Raw genomic sequence first — 19,115 nt, 5'->3', positions numbered from 1 at the left:
AACTGCGGGCCGGCCGCCGCATCCCCGGACTCGGCCACCGTCTCTACCCGGACGAAGACCCACGCGCGCGTGCCCTGTTCGCACTCCTGGAGGACGTTCCCGGCGCCGGGCCCGCCCTCGCCGCGGCGCGTGACATCGTCGCCACCACGGCCCGCCACACCCCGCTGCACGCCAACGTCGACCTGGCGCTCGCCGTGCTCACCGTCGCCTCCGGGATGCCCTCCACGGCGGGCGAGACGGTCTTCGCGGTCGCCCGTACGGCGGGCTGGATCGCGCACGCCCTGGAGGAGTACGGGGAGCGCCCGCTGCGGATGCGGCCCAGCGGCCACTACGTCGGACCGAAGCCGCCTCAACCACTACCGGAGTAGGACACGAGCACGGCCGGAAGTCGCCCCGGGTCAAGTCAGGTTAGGCTCACCTCTGTGAGTACGTGCGCGACCGTCTCTCGGGACCTCGACGAGCCCATTTCCGGAACCGCGGCCACGGCGACGACGTGGCTGCTGCTGGAACAGCCCGGTCCTTGGGGTGCCAAAGCGCTCACTTCGAGCCACCTGGACCCCCTGCTGGGGCGTGCCCTGGAAAGGGCGGCCGCGGACACGGGCGTACGGATCGCGCTCATCCGGCGTCCCGGGCGGCACGCCGACCCCGCGGCGTCGCCGGTGCGCCACGTGTACGCGGCCCACACCGTTCCCGGGAACGCGTGGCTGCACAGCGCCACGACCACCGACCCGCGGCAGTTGCTCGGCCTCGACTTCGCGGCCCTCGGCGCGGGCGACCCGCATTCGTTCGGCTCCGCGCTCGGCGGGCGGGCCCACACGGGCGATCCGCTCGCGCTCGTCTGCACCAACGGCAAGCGCGACCGCTGCTGTGCGCTCCTGGGCCGTCCGCTCGCCGCCGAACTGGCGGCCTCCGGGGTCGAGGGCGCCTGGGAGGTCACCCATCTGGGCGGCCATCGTTTCTCGCCCACGGTGCTCGTCCTGCCGTACGGCTATGCGTACGGGCGCGTCGGGGCCCACACCGTCAAGGAGATCCTCCAGGGCGTCCAGGAGGGCCGGGTGGTCGTCGAGGGCTGCCGGGGCGGTTCGGCCTGGGAGCGGCCCGGACAGGCGGCGGAGCTGGCCGTGCGGACGGCGACGGGTGAGTACGCGACGGACGCGCTGAGCGTCGTACGGACGGACGGCGGCGCCCCCCGCTGGGAAGTGACGGTCGCGCACACCGACGGACGCCACTGGCGCGTGCTCGTCGCCCAGGGCGCCTCCCTGCCGCCCCGGCCGGAGAGCTGTGGAACGTCGGTTCTCGGCGCGCCGGCGCGGATGGACGTGGTGGCGGTGCGCGAGTTGGCGACGACGCTCGCGAACTGAGGCGGTCCTTTCCCGCGCACTTCCTCAGGCATTGGCCATCGGGCTCAGATCTAGCTCAAGTCGATTGAACACCCGATCACCGGTGGCTAGGTTCAACTGCGTTCGCCACAAGAGAACTTCAGTGAACACCCCGACTGCGCTCACAGTCGCGGTATTCACAAGAAGAACGGGAAACGCCGGGGCGGAAAGCCCTGCGCAACCATTCACGACCGACCAGGGGGAAAAGATCATGAATTGGAAGAAGCGGGGATTCGCGGCCACGGCTCTCGGCGCGGCCGTCGTGCTCGGCAGTGCGTCCGCGGCGTTCGCGGAAGGCCCGCACTACCCGCAGACCTCGGGGCGGGTGGCCGGCGGCACCCACAACCAATGCACGTACAACTGGATCCAGGCCGACACGACGAACTTTCCGGGATACCACGGCAAGCACGTGTTCCTTTCCGGCATTGCCTACTACAGCGCCGGCGGCGGCAGCGATCCTCGCTGCCACCCTCATGTGGAGATCACGTACAAGAACAACGCCGGTGCTGCCTCTCACACTTGGGGCAAGAAGCAGAGCAACGGCTCGTTCGAAGCAGCGGTGGCAGCCAAGTCCTACAAGTCGGTCTACTACACCGAGATGTGGGTCGCGAACAACAGCGGCAAAACGATCAAGGGCACCTACATCATGGTGAACCCCAAGGGGAAGGTCCTCGCCAAGGGATAACACGGAGAATGTGCGTGGATTTTCGTCGCCCTTGTCCTGATGGGCCCGTACGGGGGGTGTCTCCCGGCCGGGCCCATCGGGTCCATGGGGAATTGGCTCATTACCCGGACGCCGAAATGACTGAGGAAAGCGCGCCCTTTTCCCGTGGCAGCATTACGTACCTGGGTCAGCCGCATACTCGGATTCACCAAGAGATCCATGCCACATCCCTGGGGCGACCACCGTCCGCCCACGTACCGTCGTGGGCATGAGCTCCACTCCTCCCGCACGCCGTCGGCGCCTCGGGCTGCCCAGGCGGGCGTTCTCGCAGGTTCTGCTGATGCAGGTCGCGATCGCAGCGGGAGTCGCGGTGCTGGCGACCGGACTCTTCCTGGCACCGCTGAGCAAACAGCTGGACCATGAGGCGATGCGCCGCGCTCTGGCCATCGCCCAGACCACGGCGCAGGACCCGCAGATCGCCGCCGGTGTCCAGAACACCCCGCCGACCAGGAACGGCCCGGTGCAGAAGGAGGCCGAGCGGATCCGGCACGCCACCCAGGCCGAGTACATCGTGGTGTTGAACCGGCAGTGGGTGCGCTGGTCGCATCCCACGCCCGGGGAGATCGGCCACCGTGTCTCCACCGATCCGAGCGACGCCCTGGCCGGCAAGAGCGTCATGGAGATCGACAAGGGCACCCTGGGCCGCTCGGCCCGCGGCAAGGTGCCCTTGTACGACGCCGACCACCGGATCATCGGAGCCGTCTCGGTCGGTATCGCGTACGACAGTGTGCGCGCCCGGCTCCTCAGTGCGATCCCCGGGTTGCTCGCCTACGCCGGCGGTGCCCTCGCGGTCGGCGCGCTGGCCGCCTGGCTGATCTCCCGAAGGGTCCAACGGCAGACCCGTGACCTGGCCTTCTCCGATATCTCGGCGCTTCTCGCGGAGCGCGAGGCAATGCTGCACGGTATCCGCGAGGGAGTCGTGGCCCTCGACCGCGGCGGCCACATCCGACTGCTCAACGACGAGGCCCGCAGACTGCTGGGCATCGGCGACGAAGCCATCGGCCGCTCTCCAGACGAGGCGCTCGGCGAGGGCCGTACGACCGACGTACTGACCGGCCGGGCGACCGGCACCGACCTGCTCACCGTGCGCGGCCAGCGGGTTCTGGTCGCCAACCGCATGCCCACTGACGACGGCGGCGCCGTGGCCACCCTGCGCGACCGCACCGAACTGGAGCAACTGGGCCGCGAACTCGACTCCACCCATGGTCTGATCGACGCCCTACGAGCCCAGGACCACGAGCACGCCAACCGCATGCACACCCTGCTCGGCCTGCTGGAACTGGAGATGTACGACGACGCCGCGGACTTCGTCGGCGAGGTGGTCGGCGACCACCGGGTCACCGCCGAGCAGGTGACGGAGAAGATCCATGACCCGCTGCTGGCCGCCCTGCTGGTCGGCAAGGCGACGGTCGCGGCCGAACGCGGGGTCGCGCTGTGGGTCGCGGACCGCACCCGGCTACCGGACCGGGTGATCGATCCCAGGAGCCTCGTCACGGTCGTGGGAAACCTGGTGGACAACGCACTGGACGCGGTCGCCGGCACCGCACACGCGCGCGTGGAGGTCGAGCTGCGCGCCGAGGGCCGCGCGATCGTGCTCAGAGTGTGCGACACCGGGCCCGGGATCTCGGCGGAACAGCGGGAGTTGGTCTTCACCGAAGGGTGGTCCACCAAGAAGCCGCCCGCCCACGGGAAGCGGGGACTGGGGCTCTCCCTGGTGCGCCGATTCGCCGAGCGCCAGGGCGGCAGCGCCACCGTGGGCGACGCTGACGGCGGGGGTGCGCAGTTCACGGTCGTACTCCCCGAGGCACTGACCGAGCCGGAGCCGGAACCGGTGCTCACCCCGGCCGACGAGGAGTCGCGATGATCGAGGTCCTGGTCGTGGACGACGACACCCGGGTCGCCCGGGTCAACGCCGCCTACGTCGAGAAGGTGTCGGGCTTCCATGTGGCCGGCGAGGCCCACAACGCGGCCGAGGCGCTGCGCCAGTTGGAGACGCTGCCCCGCGTCGACCTGGTCCTCATGGATCACTATCTGCCCGACGGCACGGGGCTCGCGGTGGTCCAGGAGATGCGCCGCCGTGGCCACCAGACGGACGTGATCATGGTGACGGCAGCCCGCGACGTGACGACCGTGCAGGCCGCTATGCGGCAGGGTGCGTTGCAGTACCTGGTCAAGCCGTTCGCGTTCGCGGGAGTCCGCGCCAAGCTGGAGGCGTACGCAGCGCTGCGGCGCACCCTGGACGGCGGCGGCGAGGCCGAGCAGGCCGAGGTCGACCGGATCTTCGGTGCCCTGTCCGCGCCGTCGGAGCCCGAACTGCCCAAAGGGCACTCCCCCACCACCGCCGAGCTGGTGCGGCAGTCGCTGCTCAACGCCGAAGGCCCGCTGTCGGCCCAGGAGATCGCCGAGCGGACCGGGGTGAGCCGCCAGACCGCTCAGCGCTATCTGAAGTTCCTGGAACGCACGGGACGGGCCCGGCTGACCCTCAAATACGGCGACGCGGGCCGCCCCGAACATCGGTATGTGTGGGCGACCCGCGCCTGAATGCGCTCACGTGGCGGTCGTACGACAGCCCCGTACCGTCACTTGGCGGCGTCGACGAACTCGGTCGTGTAGGTCTTGCTGAGGTCGACGTCGGCGTTCTTGATGTTCGGGTTGAACGCCTTGAGCACCTTCTCAACGGTCTCAGGGCCGTTCGCGGGCATCACGCCGTCATCGGTGAACATCGGCAGCGTGCTCTTGATGGACTCCGTGTAGAGGGCCTTGTCGCCCTGGGAGTAGTCGGCGGGCATCTTGGCCGCGATCTCGGAGGCGCTGTGTGTGGACATCCACTTGAGTGTCTTGACGAATGCATTGACCAACTTCTGGACGGTGCCCTTGTGTGCATTCACCCAGTCCGTCTGCATGTACAGACTTGACGACGGGTACGGCCCGCCCAGGGCCTTCTGCGAACCCTCGGGGGTGCGCATGTCGATGAGGATCTTGCCCGCCTTCTTGTCCAGGACGGTGGCGACGGTCGGGTCGGTGGTCATGCCGCCGTCGATCGCGCCCTTCTGGAGCGCCGCGATGAACGTGGGTCCGGCTCCCACCGCGACCGGGGTGAACTCGCTGACGTTCACACCGTTCTTGACCGCGAGATACTTGGTGAGGAAGTCGGTCGAGGAACCGAGACTGGTGACGCCGAGCTTCTTTCCCTTGAAGTCCTTCGGTGAACCGATGTCGCTCGCCGCCTTGGTGGAGACGATCTCCACCTCGCCGGGCGCGTGCGAGAACTGCACGACGGACTCGACGGACTTGCCCTTCGTCTGCAGGTCAAGGGTGTGGTCGTAGAAGCCGACCGTCCCCTGGACCTGCCCGGCGACGAGCGCGGTCTCGGCCTGGACGCCTGCGGGTTCGCTCAGCATCTCCACGTCGAGGCCCTCGGCGTCGAAGTAACCGAGTCGCTGAGCGAGCATCGCCGGCAGGTAGATGACCTTGTCCAGGCCGCCGACCATGATCTTGACCTGCTCACCCTTGCCGTCCCCCTTGCTGCCGGCGGCGGTGCTGCTGGCCGCGTCGTTGGCGCAGGCGGTGAGCGAGGAGAGGGCGAGCAGGCCGGCGGCGGCCAGCGAGGTGTATCTGGCGGTGTTGCGCATGCGGTTCACGTCCTTGCGGGAAGGCGGTGCGAAGAGGGTGGTGGGGGCCAGTGGGCCGGTGCGTCGAGGCCCGGCAGGCCGGTTCAGCTGTCGGAGTCGTTCGGCTTCCAGCGGAAGATGCGCCGCTCGGCGAAGGTCAGCAGCCCCTCGGCAGCGAGGGCGACGACAGCGAGGATGACCATCGCGGCATACACACCGGCCGCGTTGAAGGTGTTCTGTGACTGCTGCACGAGTAGGCCGATGCCTTTGATGGCGCCGATGTACTCGCCGACGATGGCGCCGATCAGGGCGAAGCCGAAGCTGACGTGCAAGCTGGTGAAGATCCAGGACGTGGCCGACGGGATGACGACCTGAAGGGTCACCCTGCGGTCGCTGGCGCCGAGGATCCGGGCGTTGGCCACCAGGTTGCGATCCACCTCGCGTGCGCCCTGGAAGGCGTTGAAGAACACCGGGAAGAAGACGAGCACGACGGCGGAGGCGACCTTGGAGGACGGTCCGAGCCCGAACCAGATCAGGAAAATGGGCGCCAGGACGATCCTGGGGATCGAGTTGAGCACCTTGATGTATGGACCAAGAACCTCGGCGAGCAAGGTGATCCGTCCGAGCGCGATGCCTAGGAGAACGCCGGCGATCACACCGATGACCCAGCCGAGCAACGCCTCGTACAGCGTGTACCAGATCTGCTCCCCGAGGGAGCCCTGAGCGGTCCCGTGGGCCACCCAGGTCCAGATCTGGTCCCAGATCTTCGAGGGCATCGAGAAGTTGAACGGATCGATGACCTTGGCCCGGGAGAGCGCCTCCCACAGGCCGAGAACGGCAACCAGGAGCAGCACTCTCGCCACCCCGACACCGAGCTTGCGTTTACGGGCGGCACGCGCGCGTGAATGAGCACGGTCCGTCTTGCTGCCGGGCTCGACCGTGGCCTGTGCGACCCGGTCCTCGGGCAGGACGTCAGGCGACATTGGCCGCACCCCTCTCGCGTGTGATGCGGACCTCTTCGCCCAGGGACTCCCAGATCTCGCGGTAGATCTCGATGAACCGCGGTTCCAGGCGCACGGATTCGACCTTGCGGGGCCGCGGCAGGTCGATGTCGAAGACCTGCTTCACGGTGGCTGGCCCGGCGGTCATCACGACGACCTTGTCGGCCAGCGCGATGGACTCCTCCAGGTCGTGGGTGACGAAGACGACCGAGGCGCCGGTGCCCTCCCACAGTTCCAGGAGCTCGTCCGACATCAGCGCCCTGGTCTGCACGTCGAGCGCCGAGAACGGCTCGTCCATCAGCAGGATCTCGGGGTCGTTGACGAAGGTCGCGGCGAGCGCGACGCGCTTGCGCATACCGCCGGAGAGCTGGTGCGGATAGCGGTCCTCGAAGGCGGAGAGCCCGACCCGGGCCAGCCACTCACGCGCCTTCGCCCTGGCCTCCGCCTTCGGTACGCCACGGAAGCGCGGGCCCGCCATGACGTTGGACAGGACCGTGCGCCAGGGGAAGGTGGCGTCCTGCTGGAAGACGAAGCCGACCTTGTCGCCGACGCCGGAGACGGGCTCCCCGGCCACCAGCACATCGCCCTCGGAGGGCTCTTCCAGCCCGCTGACGAGGGTCAGCGTGGTCGACTTGCCGCAGCCCGTGGGGCCGACGACCGCCACGAACTCGCCACGTCCCACGGTGAGATCAAGCCCCCGTACGGCCGTGTGCAGACCCCCCGACGGGGTCCTGAAGGTCTTGCTCGCGCCCCGCAGCTCGATGGCGGGGCTGGTGTCTGCGCTCATGGCCGGGACCGTAGATGTGGCCCGTGCCACAACAGCAGTCTTCTGGGCGCAAGCCGTTCTTTTGCTCGCAAGAGCCTGTTGTGCTCGTTTTGCTCGCGCTACAACTGCGGAGCCGAAACACGGGCTTAACGCTCGCCTGGCCTTGAGGAAAGAGGCCCAATGATTGACGTCATGGTCGTGGACGACGACTTCCGCGTCGCCGAGATCAACGCCAAGTACGTGGGAAAGGTTCCCGGATTCCGGGTCGCCGCCCGCGCACACAGCGCTGCCCAGGCACTGGCCACCGTGGAACGCGGGACCATCGACCTGGTGCTGCTCGACCACTATCTGCCCGACCAGACGGGTCTCGAACTCGTCCACCGCATGCGGCAACAGGGCCACACGACCGACGTCATCATGATCACGGCGGCCAGCGATGTGACGACCGTGCAGCGGGCGATGCGCCTGGGCGCCCTGCACTATCTGGTCAAGCCGTTCACCTTCGCCGCCCTGCGCACCCGCCTGGACTCGTACGCCGCCCTGCGCCGCACCGTCGACCGCGTCGGCGGCCGTGGCATAGCCGGCCAGGAGCAGGTCGACCGCATCTTCGGCGCCCTGCGCACGACCACCGCACCGGCCTCCCCCGGTCTGCCGAGCGGCCACTCGGAACCGACCACCGACCTGATCTGCGGCGTCCTGCACCGCGCCGGCCACCCGCTCTCGGCCCACGAGGTCGCCGCCGAGACCGGCCTGAGCCGCTCCACGGCGCAGCGCTATCTCCGCCACCTGGAACAGGCCGGCCGCCTCCGCCTCTCCCTCAAATACGGCGACACGGGCCGCCCGGAACACCGCTACGCCTGGGTGGCGCCGTAGCCGCGCGACAGCTGTGCGGGGCCGACAGGGGCGTCCGTACGACGACGGCGGGCGCCCCGGCTACACGGCCCCCGCCCCCGTCAGTGCCCGTACCTCGGTCTCCGCATGTTTGGCCTCGTCCGGGACCTCCGGCGAGGTGACCGTGCCGAGCCAGCCGGCCAGGAAGCCCAGCGGGATCGAGACGAGGCCGGGGTTCTGGAGCGGGAAGAACTGGAAGTCGACGCCCGGGAACAGTGAATCGGGGCTGCCCGACACGACCGGCGAGAGCAGCACGAGGGCCAGTGCGGGGATCAGCCCTCCGTATACGGCCCAGACGGCGCCGCGTGTGGTGAAGCCGCGCCAGAACAGGGAGTAGAGCAGCACCGGGAGGTTCGCGGAGGCGGCGACGGCGAAGGCGAGGCCCACCAGGAAGGCGACGTTGAGGTCCCTGGCGAGCAGGCCCAGCGCGATCGCGATCACACCGATGCCGACCGCCGCCGTCCGCGCCACCGCCACCTCGCTGTACGGCTTGGCACGCCGGCGTCGCAGTGACGCGTAGAGGTCGTGGGCCACGGATGCCGAGGAGGCCAGTGTGATCCCGGCGACCACGGCGAGGATCGTGGCGAAGGCCACGGCGGCGACGATCGCGAACAGGACTGTGCCGCCTGTGGAGTTGGCGCCGCCCCCGAGGTCGAGTGCCAGCAGCGGGACCGCGGTGTTCCCCGCCGCGTTCGACTTCTTGAGGGCTTCCGGTCCGACGACGGCGGCCGCGGCGAAGCCGAGCACGATCATCATCAGGTAGAAGCCGCCGACGAGCCCGATCGACCACACCACCGAACGGCGCGCGGCCCGCGCGGTCGGCACGGTGTAGAAGCGGGACAGGATGTGCGGCAGTCCGGCCGTCCCCAGCACGAGTGCCAGACCCAGGCTCATGAAGTCGAACCGCGCGGTCCAGTCCCCGCCGTACTTGAGCCCCGGCGCCAGAAACGACAGGCCATGACCGCTGCGGTCGGCCGCGGTGAGCAGCAACTGGTCGATGTTGCCGTGGAAGCGCAGCAGCACCAGCACCGTCAGCGCGACGGTGGTGCTCAGCAGCAGGATCGCCTTGACGATCTGGATCCAGGTGGTGGCCCGCATCCCTCCCAACGACACATAGATCACCATGAGCGCGCCGACGCCGATGACGGTCCACGCCCGCGCGGCCGGGCTCGTCCCGCCCAGCAGCAGCGACACCAGGCTGCCCGCGCCCACCATCTGTGCCACCAGATACAGAACGGACACGGTGACCGAGGAAGTTCCCGCCGCGATCCGCACGGGCCGCTCGCTCATCCGCGCGGCGACCACGTCGGCGAGTGTGAACCGCCCGCAGTTGCGCACCAGTTCGGCGACCAGGAACAGCACCACGAGCCAGGCGACGAGGAAGCCCACCACGTACAGCATGCCGTCGTAGCCGTACAGCGCGATGAGCCCGGTGACGCCGAGGAAGGAGGCGGCCGACATGTAGTCGCCCGCGATGGCAAAACCATTCTCCATCGGGGAGAAGAGCCGCCCGCCCGCGTAGAACTCCTCCGCCGAGCCGTGCCGGTTGCGACTCACCCAGGTCGTGATCCCCAGGGTGACGGCGACGAACCCGCTGAACAGCAGCAACGCCAGCGTCTGATGATTGCCGGTCACGAAACACCGCCTCGCACACCACGCGTCAGTTCCTGGGTGTCCCACCGCAGTTCGAGCGCGGCCCGGTCCCTGCGCAGCCGCGCATGGCGGGCGTACGCCCAGGTCAGCAGGAACGTGGTGAGGAACTGCCCGAGCCCCGCGACCATCCCCACGTTCACGGCACCCGCCACGGGCCGGGCCATCAGTCCGGGCGCGGTCGTCGCGGCCACTACGTACGCCACGTACCACGTGAGGAAGACGATCATGCCCGGCACCACGAACCGCAGATAGCGGCTGCGCACCTCCTGAAAGGCCGCACTGCGCTGCACGTCGAGATACACGTCCCCGGCCCGCAGCACCGGTCCCTCGTCCTCCCTGCGTGCGGCCGGCACCTCGGGAGCGGGGACCCCCGTGCCGTCCAACTCGCCCCAGCCGGACGCGAGTGCGTCGTACCACGGGTCGTGGTATCTCACCTTTCCGGACGCCTCGGCGGGGGTCAGGTCATGACCTTCGTGCTTCTCGGCCGGACTCTCGTGACCACTCGCGCCACCGCGGGGACGACCGTTGCTTGACTGCATGCCCAAGGATGGACAGAACGGGAAGATCCCCGACTCTTCTTCTCCGGGGTCTTCACCCCATCAGGTGACTCAACCCGCTGGTGGCCGCACCAGTCCCTTCCCGTAGGCGTAACGCACCGCCTGCGCACGGTCCTTGAGTCCCGTCTTGCCGAACAGGTTGTTGATGTGGGTCTTCACCGTCGCCGTGGAGACATGCAGCTTGCGGGCGATCTCCTGGTTGGTCAGGCCCTCGGCGATCAGCACGAGCACCTCGGCCTCCCGCGCGGTGAGCCCGTCCGGCGGCTCGGTGGGACCCGACGACGGCTGCGGCTCGGGGTCCGACAGGCGCTCCAGCAGCCGCCGTTGAATGCTCGGCGACAGACCCGCGTCCCCGGAGAGCACGCTCTCCACGGCCCGTACGATCTCGTCGCCGCCCGCGTCCTTGGTGAGGTAGCCGCGTGCCCCCGCGCGCAGCGCCGGGAAGAGTGACGCGTCGTCCGCGAAGGTCGTGAGCACCACGACCTGCGTTCCGGGATGCTCCGCACGGATCCGCCGGGTCGCCTCGACACCGTCGCAGCGGGGCATGCGCAGGTCCATCAGGACCACGTCCGGGGCGAGTTCGGCGACGAGCCGCACCGCCTCGTCCCCGTCGCCCGCAGCGCCGACGACCTCGATCCCGGGCAGCAGCCCCAGCAGCATCACGATGCCTTCCCGTACGACGGTCTGGTCATCCGCGACCACGACCCGCGCGGGCTTCTTCACGGCCTCCTCCGTCATGCGGGCACCTTCAACGTCACCACGAATCCCTCCTCCTCCGGCTCGGCCCGCAGTGAACCGCCCAGCAACTCGGCGCGTTCCCGCATGCCCAGCAGACCGTACCCACCTCCCGCACCGGTCAGTTCGCCGGGCGAGCCGCCCGAGTCCCGTACATCCAGCCTCACTTCGTGCTCGCCGTACTCCAGCCGAAGGCGCACCTTGGCGCCCGGGGCATGCTTGCGGACGTTCGTCAGGGCCTCCTGGGCGACCCTGCGCACGGCCTGCGAGGCCTCGGCCGAGAGCTGCCGTCGGTCACCCGTAACGGTGACCTCGGCACCGGCGGTCGTAGCGACGATCTCGGTCAGGAAGTCCTCAAGCGGGGTCATCTCGCCCCGCAGCGCGGACAGGGCCTGCCGGGTCTCGGCGAGGCCGTCGCGGGCCATTCCCCGTGCCGCCACGACCCGTTCCAGAATCGTCTCCCGGTCGGCGCCCCGCTCGATCAGCAGCCGGGCCGCCTCCAGGTGCACGAGCTGGGCCGAGAGGCTGTGTGCCAGCACGTCGTGGATCTCCCGGGCTATGCGTGCCCGCTCCGCCAGCGCGGCGGACTCCGCCTCGGCCGCGCGAGCCATGCGCTCCTGGGTGAGCAGCCGCTGGGCGTTGCCCCGGGCCTCGGCGTCGAGGCGGAGCGTGTATCCGGCGAGGGCCAGTCCGGCCGTCGTGACCGCGGTGGTCAGCCACACGTCGTTGTTGACCGCGGCGAAGGTCGCAAGGGACACCGATGTCACGGGCACGGCGACCGCGATGGGCAGCCGCTCCAGCGAACTGACAGCACAGCCGCACCAGACGACGAGGGCCGGGACCGTGAAGCCGACCGCCTGTCCCGCGATGGCGATTCCGAGGAGCGCGGCGATGAGGGCCACTGACGGCCAGAGCCTGTGGGCGAGGGTGGTGCGCCAGAAGGCCCAGGCCAGGGCAGCGGTCACGAGGATTCCGGCAATGCCTCCGGCGAGGGCCCAGCCGTGGACATGGTCGCCGGTGAAGGCGCCCCACAACAGCATGCCGATCACCAGCAGCCGGACAGCCCAGGCGAGCAGACGCCGGGGCCGTGAGACTCCCGCCCGGCTCAGCGCCTCCCGCGAGGGCCAGCGCGTCCACGCGTTCTCCGTCACGCGCGCTCCTTCCGGGCGGGCGGCGCCATGCCGAAACCGTACGCCGGGGCGGATCCGGCCGTCCCGGTGAAGGACTGGGCCCGCCAGACCAGGACGCCGGAGCGGACCAGCAGCGTTGCCGCGAGACCGAGCATCAGGGCAGAGCTGTTCTGGTGCACACCGATAAACGCGCCCAGGGCGACGAGGCCGACGCGCAAGGCTATGCCGACGATCCAGACGCCCCCGCTCGCCCTGGTGCTCTTGCTCCACACGGAACCGTCCGTCTCGACCCACAGGCGTGTGGTCCAGGCCCAGCCGGCTCCGGTGGCCAGCCCGATGAGCAGTTCGACGCCGAGCAGGAGGGCCGACTCGGTGTGGTGGTGCGCGTCGAGTATGCCGGGCTCGCGGAGGGCGACGACCGCGAGGACGGCGGGGAGGAGCCACCAGCGCCGGTCGGTGCCGATCCGGCGGGCGCGGAACTGCCGCACGATCACCACCGCGACCACGGCCACGATCACCAACGTGTTGACGAGCCCGGACATCGGAGCCTCCGTGAGCGGAAGGGGATGTCGGCGGCGAGCGCTGCCGACGTCTTCGAAGCTACGGAAATTCGCTGGTCAGCAAATCGGCGCCAGGGTGGATCGTGGGTGGATCCGCGGACCGCGTCGGCCTCCACCCACGGGTGGAGCAGACCGACGGCGCCGGGCATCGGCCGGTGCCTCGGTTCCGGGCCCGGATCGGGTTCGGAACGGGACCGGAGCCGATATCCGGCGCCGTCGGTCACACGTCGACGGTCACGCGTCGATCCGCGACCGGTCCAATGTCGCGGCCGAGCTGGAGATGAACTCCTTGCGGGGTGCCACGTCGTTGCCCATGAGCAGATCGAAGACCTGCTCGGCCGCGTCCAGGTCGGAGAGGTTGATCCGGCGCAGGGTGCGGTGACGGGGGTCCATCGTCGTCTCGGCCAGCTGGTCGGCGTCCATCTCGCCGAGACCCTTGTAGCGCTGGATGGAGTCCTTGAACCGGACGCCCTTGCTCTGGAACTCCAGCATCTTCTCGCGCAGCTCACGGTCCGAGTACGTGTAGACGTACTTGTCCTGGCCCTTCTTGGGCTGGACGAGCTCGATGCGGTGCAGCGGCGGCACCGCGGCGAACACCCGGCCTGCCTCGACCATGGGCCGCATGTAGCGCTGGAACAGGGTCAGGAGCAGACAGCGGATGTGTGAGCCGTCCACATCGGCGTCGGTCATCATGATGATCTTGCCGTAGCGGGCCGCGTCGATGTCGAAGGTGCGGCCCGATCCCGCTCCTATGACCTGGATGATGGCGCCGCACTCGACGTTCTTCAGCATGTCGGTGACGGACGACTTCTGGACGTTGAGGATCTTGCCGCGGATCGGCAGCAGCGCCTGGAACTCGGAGTTCCGGGCGAGCTTGGCGGTACCGAGCGCGGAGTCTCCCTCGACGATGAACAGCTCGCTGCGCTCGACGTCGTCGCTGCGGCAGTCGGCGAGCTTGGCGGGCAGCGAGGAGGACTCCAGGGCCGTCTTGCGGCGCTGCGCGTCCTTGTGCTGCCGGGCCGCGATACGCGTACGGGCCGCGGCGACGGCCTTCTCCATGACCACCCGGGCCTGGGCCGCCGCGTCGCGCTTCGTCGAGGTCAGGAAGTCCTTGAACTCCTTGGTGACCACGTTGGTGACGATGCGGCGGGCCGCGGACGTACCGAGCACCTCCTTGGTCTGCCCCTCGAACTGGGGTTCGGCGAGCCGGACGGTGACGACCGCGGTGAGGCCCTCCAGGGCGTCGTCCTTGACGACGTCGTCCTCGGCGACGCGCAGCAGCTTCTTGGCGCGCGCCACCTCGTTCATCGTCTTGACGATCGCCTGCTCGAAGCCGGCGACATGGGTGCCGCCCTTGGGGGTGGCGATGATGTTGACGAACGACTTGAGGTTCGTGTCGTAACCGGTCCCCCAGCGCAGCGCGATGTCGACGCCGAGTTCGCGCGTGACCTCGGTGGGTGTCATCTGGCCGTGGTCGTCCAGGACGGGCACCGTCTCCTTGAAGGTGCCCTGACCCGACAGACGGAGCACGTCGCAGACCGGCTTGTCGCTCGCCAGGTACTCGCAGAACTCGCTGATGCCGCCGTCGAAGCGGAAGGACTCCTCGCCCTTGCTGCCGCCCTCGCCGAGGCCGTACTCGTCGCGGACGACGATGGTCAGCCCGGGCACCAGGAACGCGGTCTGCCGGGCCCGCTGGTGCAGGCCCTCCAGAGAGAGCTTGGCGTCCTTGAGGAAGATCTGGCGGTCGGCCCAGTAGCGCACGCGCGTGCCGGTGCGGGTCTTGGGAATCCGCTTGGTCTTGCGCAGGCCACCGGGCTCGAACGTGGCGTCGGGGCCGGCCGTCGCGAAGGAGCCGGGCACACCGCGTCGGAAGCTGATGGCATGGGTGTTGCCGCTGCGGTCGACCTCGACGTCGAGCCGCGCGGACAGGGCGTTCACCACGGAGGCACCCACGCCGTGCAGACCGCCGGAGGCGGCGTACGATCCGCCGCCGAACTTTCCGCCGGCGTGCAGCTTGGTCATGACGACCTCGACACCGGAGAGGCCGGTCTTGGGCTCGACGTCGACCGGGATGCCCCGGCCGTTGTCCCGCACCTCCACCGAGGCGTCGTCGTGCAGGATCACCTCGATGTGGTCGCAGTAGCCCCCCAGGGCCTCGTCCACGGAGTTGTCGATGATCTCCCACAGACAGTGCATCAGGCCACGACTGTCGGTCGACCCGATGTACATACCCGGGCGCTTGCGTACGGCCTCTAGCCCCTCAAGGACGAGCAGGTGCCGCGCGGTGTAGTTGGAACCGTCCCGGTCTGCTCCTGCCAGCAGCGCTGTCGACGGCACGGACGTTTCGGCGGTCACGCGGTTCGCTCCTCGCTGAATTTCAGATGAGGCCCTTTTGGGTAAGGGCCCGGCTTCGGTTGCCGCTCAGAGGGTACCGAGGCCTGGTAGAGCCGTTGTAACGCCACCCTCGTCTCCTCCTCACACTAGTCCAGGGTCGTATACCTGTTCGATCCCTCGATGGAGTGAAGTACATATCACGTTCCCTTCGGGGCATGAACCATTTAGGCTCCGGGCACGTCCTCATGAACAACCGGCAACCCAGCCGGGAGGACCGACCCCGACCCACAGCGCGAACCCGTACAGACACATAGACACGCAATACGGCACATTCGCCGCCAACCGGCAGCAGACAGCCGCCACGGAAGAATTTTTCGAGGAAAAGCCCCGAGCGGGAACGTTTTCGGGCTGGTTGGATGTTGACCCTGGTACGACAGCTCGTCGAGCTAGAGAAGAGGCGACGTGACTACTGTTCTGACCCCCGCGAGCCCGCTGACGGCCGCCGATCGCTGCGACCGCTGCGGCGCCCAGGCATACCTGCGCGTCGTCCTGCTCAGCGGCGGAGAACTGCTCTTCTGCGCCCACCACGGCCGCAAGTTCGAGCCGGAACTCAAGAAGATCGCCGCTGAGATACAGGACGAGTCGGAGCGACTGACCGCCGCTCCCGCAGCAAGCACTCCTGAAGAAGAGCGCTGACACTTCGCGTCCACGACGAGCCAGCACCGGCACAGGCCGGCGACGGGCGGCCCTGCTCCTGAACCACAGGAGCGGGGCCGCCCGTCCTCGTATCCACCGATGCCCCTCAGAGGCCGTCAGGCGCCCCTGTGCGGCCCCGGTGCGCCGCGGTGGCGGCCGAGCGTCCGCAGGACGTCGGACACCCGGGTGTAGACGCCGGGGCTCCCGGCCCGCCCGCACCCGCTGCCCCACGAAACGAGCCCGATCAGCCGGCCTTGGGCGACCAGCGGTCCCCCGCTGTCCCCCTGGCAGGCGTCACGGCCCCCCTGGGGCTCTCCGGCGCACAGCATGGCCCCGGGGAGATAGGTGCCGTCCGCACTGCCCGGATACGCCTCCTCGCAGCGGGCGTCGGGCAGCACGTGCACGCGCGCGGCGTGCAGGCTGCCTGCGTAGTCGCCACCACCGGTGAGATCGCCCCAGCCGTAGACCGTGGCTGCCGTGCCCGGCCGGTAGGCCGTGTCACCCGCCGCCGCCATCCCGATGACCGAGCTCTGGGGCAGCGGTGCGGCGAGGGTGAGCACGGCGAAGTCGCCGGCGTTGCTCGCGGTGTCGTAGTCGGGGTTGACCCACACGTCCCGTACGGCGATCGCCTGGCCGCTGCCCGACAGCAGGTCCGTACGGCCCGCGAGGACCTTGAGGTCGCCCGCGCGGTTCGGTGGCGCACCCAGCACGTCGTCACCCATGCAGTGGGCCGCGGTCAGCACGGTGGTCCGGGCCACGGCGACACCGCCGCAGAACTGTCCCGCCCGGGTACCCCCGAACCGGTCACGGCTGGACAGCGCCACCGTCCACGGGCTCTCGGAGACATCGACCGGGAACCCGCCTACGACGATGCTGTCGGCGGCCACGGGGGCCGCGGAGACCAGCGGTATGGCGGACGCGGCAGCCGCCAGGACCAGCGGCCGGGTCAGCGCCCGGGCAAAGGGACGACGCATGCACGTTCCTCACTCTGGGATGGTCATGAGAGACCCAGAGTGATCCAGTGCGCCGCGCCCCGCACCCGCGCCAACACGGAAGGCCCGGTTCCCACGAGGGGAAACCGGGCCTTCCGTGTCGTACGACTACGACCTAGTCGAGGTAGTCGCGCAGCACCTGCGAACGCGACGGGTGGCGCAGCTTCGACATGGTCTTGGACTCGATCTGGCGGATGCGCTCACGGGTGACCCCGTACACCTTGCCGATCTCGTCGAGGGTCTTCGGCTGACCGTCCGTGAGACCGAAGCGCATCGAGACCACACCGGCCTCGCGCTCGGACAGGGTGTCCAGGACGGAGTGCAGCTGCTCCTGGAGGAGCGTGAAGCTGACCGCGTCGGCCGGGACGACGGCCTCGGAGTCCTCGATGAGGTCACCGAACTCGCTGTCGCCGTCCTCGCCCAGGGGGGTGTGCAGGGAGATCGGCTCACGGCCGTACTTCTGGACCTCGATGACCTTCTCCGGGGTCATGTCGAGTTCCTTGGCCAGCTCCTCCGGGGTGGGCTCGCGGCCCAGGTCCTGGAGCATCTGGCGCTGCACGCGCGCGAGCTTGTTGATGACCTCGACCATGTGCACCGGGATACGGATGGTGCGGGCCTGGTCGGCCATCGCGCGGGTGATCGCCTGACGGATCCACCAGGTGGCGTACGTGGAGAACTTGTAGCCCTTGGTGTAGTCGAACTTCTCGACCGCGCGGATCAGACCGAGGTTGCCCTCCTGGATGAGGTCCAGGAAGAGCATGCCGCGGCCGGTGTAGCGCTTGGCCAGGGAGACCACCAGACGGAGGTTTGCCTCCAGGAGGTGGTTCTTGGCGCGGCGGCCGTCCTCGGCGATGATCTCCAGCTCGCGCTTCAGCTTGGGAGCGAGCTTGTCCGCGTTCGCCAGCTTGTCTTCGGCGAACAGACCCGCCTCGATGCGCTTGGCGAGTTCGACCTCCTGCTCGGCGTTGAGGAGGGGGACCTTGCCGATCTGCTTGAGGTAGTCCTTGACGGGGTCGGCGGTGGCACCGGCAGCGGCGACCTGCTGTGCGGGCGCGTCGTCCTCGTCCTCGTCGGAGAGTACGAAGCCGGCGCTCTCGGCGCCCTCGGGCTCGTCCCCGGTCTTGCCGGGGGTCTCCTCGGTCGCCTCGTCGTCGACGGGCTCTGCGTCGTCCTTCTTGGCGCTGGTCTTCTTGGCCGCCGCAGCAGTCGTCTTCTTGGCGGCGACCTTCTTGGCGACCGCCTTCTTGGCGGGCGCCGCCTTCTTGGCAGCGGCCCTCTGGGCGTCGTCCTCGGCGGGAGCGTCGGCGAGGGGCGCCGCCGGAGTCGCGGTGGCGGTGGCCTTCTTGGCGGTCACCGTCTTCGCGGCGACCGTCTTGGTGGCGGTGCGCTTGGCCGGACTCTTCGCTGCGACGCTCTTTCGGGTGCGCTTGGGCTCCGCGGCACTGACCATCAGCGTCACACCCTCTTCCTCGAGGATCTGGTTGAGGCTGCGCAGTACGTTCTTCCACTGAGTGGCCGGAATCTGGTCAGCTTCGAAGGCCCGACGCACGTCATCGCCGGCGATCTGCCCCTCAGCCTTTCCCCGCTCGATGAGCGCCATGACAGAGACGGACTCGGCGATCTCCGGCGGGAGCGTACGGGATGTGCTGGCCGACACGAACAACCTCTCGGAACGATGGAAAACGGCTTCCGGCCCCGTCCGGTACGGACAGGAGCCGACGACCGCCGACTTGGGGATGGGCCGACGGCGCGGGCTGGGGCCGGGAAGAATTACAGCGCCTTGAACGGCGTCCGTATTCCCTTCCGCGGCTGTCACCTCTTAGGTCATCGCACAGTGCCCGCGAGCGTTACGCCCAATCTGCGTGGCCCGAGTCACACCCCGTAAGCGTTCAAAAACGGTCAGACACGGGCAGAGGAGGTCACCTACGGCCGTGACAGGCGCTCCTCAGGGGGCCGGTGCCCTGTCGCACCGCCGGACCCCGCCGGATTCCCTGGAGGATCCTGCGGGGTCCGGCGGGATACGGGCGCCCCGGCCGGGCGGCGCCACGAGAGCGCGGCGCACCTCGACCGCGCCGACCGCCCCGCG

General features: G+C 69.2%; 18 protein-coding genes. 7 read left to right on the top strand and 11 right to left on the bottom strand.

The window, feature by feature from the left end; genetic code table 11:
* The 5 genes from R6V09_RS22125 to R6V09_RS22105 form a co-directional block, all read left to right on the top strand.
* On the top strand, positions 1–368 hold a 368-nt coding region (locus R6V09_RS22125), incomplete at its 5' end, for a citrate/2-methylcitrate synthase (RefSeq protein WP_317883165.1).
* A gap of 54 nt (positions 369–422) precedes the next feature.
* Complete coding sequence (locus R6V09_RS22120) at positions 423–1,361, top strand: sucrase ferredoxin (protein ID WP_317883164.1); 939 nt, start codon at positions 423–425, stop codon at positions 1,359–1,361.
* 229 nt (positions 1,362–1,590) lie between these two features.
* Complete coding sequence (locus R6V09_RS22115) at positions 1,591–2,064, top strand: hypothetical protein (protein ID WP_317883163.1); 474 nt, start codon at positions 1,591–1,593, stop codon at positions 2,062–2,064.
* A 247-nt stretch (positions 2,065–2,311) separates the two neighbouring features.
* Entirely contained in the window at positions 2,312–3,967 is a 1,656-nt protein-coding gene (locus tag R6V09_RS22110; protein ID WP_317883162.1) for a sensor histidine kinase, read from the top strand.
* Positions 3,964–4,644, top strand: a complete 681-nt coding sequence (locus R6V09_RS22105) for a response regulator (protein WP_317883161.1) — start codon at positions 3,964–3,966, stop codon at positions 4,642–4,644. The genes R6V09_RS22110 and R6V09_RS22105 overlap by 4 nt, the downstream gene beginning before the upstream one ends.
* A 38-nt stretch (positions 4,645–4,682) precedes the next feature.
* Here R6V09_RS22105 and R6V09_RS22100 read toward each other — a convergent pair whose 3' ends face one another.
* The 3 genes from R6V09_RS22100 to R6V09_RS22090 all read right to left on the bottom strand — a co-directional run bounded on the left by R6V09_RS22100 (position 4,683) and on the right by R6V09_RS22090 (position 7,502).
* The gene (locus R6V09_RS22100) at positions 4,683–5,735 is read right to left on the bottom strand and encodes an ABC transporter substrate-binding protein (protein ID WP_317883160.1); all 1,053 of its coding nucleotides are present in this window, start codon (positions 5,733–5,735) and stop codon (positions 4,683–4,685) included.
* 83 nt (positions 5,736–5,818) lie between these two features.
* Positions 5,819–6,697, bottom strand: a complete 879-nt coding sequence (locus R6V09_RS22095) for an ABC transporter permease (RefSeq protein WP_317883159.1) — start codon at positions 6,695–6,697, stop codon at positions 5,819–5,821.
* Positions 6,687–7,502: an ABC transporter ATP-binding protein gene (locus tag R6V09_RS22090; RefSeq protein ID WP_200709977.1), complete on the bottom strand. Its 816-nt coding sequence runs from the start codon at positions 7,500–7,502 to the stop codon at positions 6,687–6,689. Before R6V09_RS22090 ends, R6V09_RS22095 begins: the two co-directional genes overlap by 11 nt.
* 159 nt (positions 7,503–7,661) lie before the next feature.
* Here R6V09_RS22090 and R6V09_RS22085 point away from each other — a divergent pair, with 159 nt between their 5' ends.
* Positions 7,662–8,354: a response regulator gene (locus R6V09_RS22085; RefSeq protein ID WP_093629561.1), complete on the top strand. Its 693-nt coding sequence runs from the start codon at positions 7,662–7,664 to the stop codon at positions 8,352–8,354.
* 60 nt (positions 8,355–8,414) lie between these two features.
* On the opposite strand, the gene R6V09_RS22080 is transcribed toward R6V09_RS22085, so the two are convergent.
* From R6V09_RS22080 to R6V09_RS22055, 6 genes are all read right to left on the bottom strand, one after another.
* Complete coding sequence (locus R6V09_RS22080) at positions 8,415–10,007, bottom strand: solute symporter family protein (protein ID WP_317883158.1); 1,593 nt, start codon at positions 10,005–10,007, stop codon at positions 8,415–8,417.
* The gene (locus tag R6V09_RS22075) at positions 10,004–10,564 is read right to left on the bottom strand and encodes a DUF485 domain-containing protein (protein WP_317883157.1); all 561 of its coding nucleotides are present in this window, start codon (positions 10,562–10,564) and stop codon (positions 10,004–10,006) included. Before R6V09_RS22075 ends, R6V09_RS22080 begins: the two co-directional genes overlap by 4 nt.
* Positions 10,565–10,633: 69 nt before the next feature.
* Positions 10,634–11,320, bottom strand: a complete 687-nt coding sequence (locus tag R6V09_RS22070) for a response regulator transcription factor (protein ID WP_317883156.1) — start codon at positions 11,318–11,320, stop codon at positions 10,634–10,636.
* Positions 11,317–12,468, bottom strand: a complete 1,152-nt coding sequence (locus tag R6V09_RS22065; RefSeq protein WP_317883155.1) for a histidine kinase — start codon at positions 12,466–12,468, stop codon at positions 11,317–11,319. Before R6V09_RS22065 ends, R6V09_RS22070 begins: the two co-directional genes overlap by 4 nt.
* A complete protein-coding gene (locus R6V09_RS22060; RefSeq protein WP_317883154.1) occupies positions 12,465–12,989 on the bottom strand; it encodes a DUF1453 domain-containing protein in 525 nt (174 codons plus the stop codon). The genes R6V09_RS22065 and R6V09_RS22060 overlap by 4 nt, the downstream gene beginning before the upstream one ends.
* A 252-nt stretch (positions 12,990–13,241) precedes the next feature.
* Complete coding sequence (locus tag R6V09_RS22055; RefSeq protein WP_317883153.1) at positions 13,242–15,362, bottom strand: DNA gyrase/topoisomerase IV subunit B; 2,121 nt, start codon at positions 15,360–15,362, stop codon at positions 13,242–13,244.
* A 441-nt stretch (positions 15,363–15,803) separates the two neighbouring features.
* Between R6V09_RS22055 and R6V09_RS22050 the strand changes: the two genes are divergently transcribed.
* Positions 15,804–16,037, top strand: a complete 234-nt coding sequence (locus R6V09_RS22050; protein ID WP_019072919.1) for a DUF7455 domain-containing protein — start codon at positions 15,804–15,806, stop codon at positions 16,035–16,037.
* A gap of 116 nt (positions 16,038–16,153) precedes the next feature.
* On the opposite strand, the gene R6V09_RS22045 is transcribed toward R6V09_RS22050, so the two are convergent.
* Positions 16,154–17,011 (bottom strand): S1 family peptidase, encoded by an 858-nt coding sequence (locus R6V09_RS22045; RefSeq protein ID WP_317883152.1) that lies wholly within the window; start codon positions 17,009–17,011, stop codon positions 16,154–16,156.
* Positions 17,012–17,144: 133 nt separating this feature from the next.
* Positions 17,145–18,686 carry an RNA polymerase sigma factor gene (locus R6V09_RS22040; protein WP_317883151.1) on the bottom strand — a complete coding sequence of 514 codons (1,542 nt, stop codon included), beginning with the start codon at positions 18,684–18,686 and terminating at the stop codon, positions 17,145–17,147.
* Between the last annotated feature and the right edge of the window lie 429 nt (positions 18,687–19,115).

Source organism: Streptomyces sp. W16, from assembly GCF_033194735.1.
Classification (GTDB): domain Bacteria; phylum Actinomycetota; class Actinomycetes; order Streptomycetales; family Streptomycetaceae; genus Streptomyces.
Note: the sequence above shows the minus strand (reverse complement) of the source record. Positions and strands in the feature narration are given on the sequence as shown.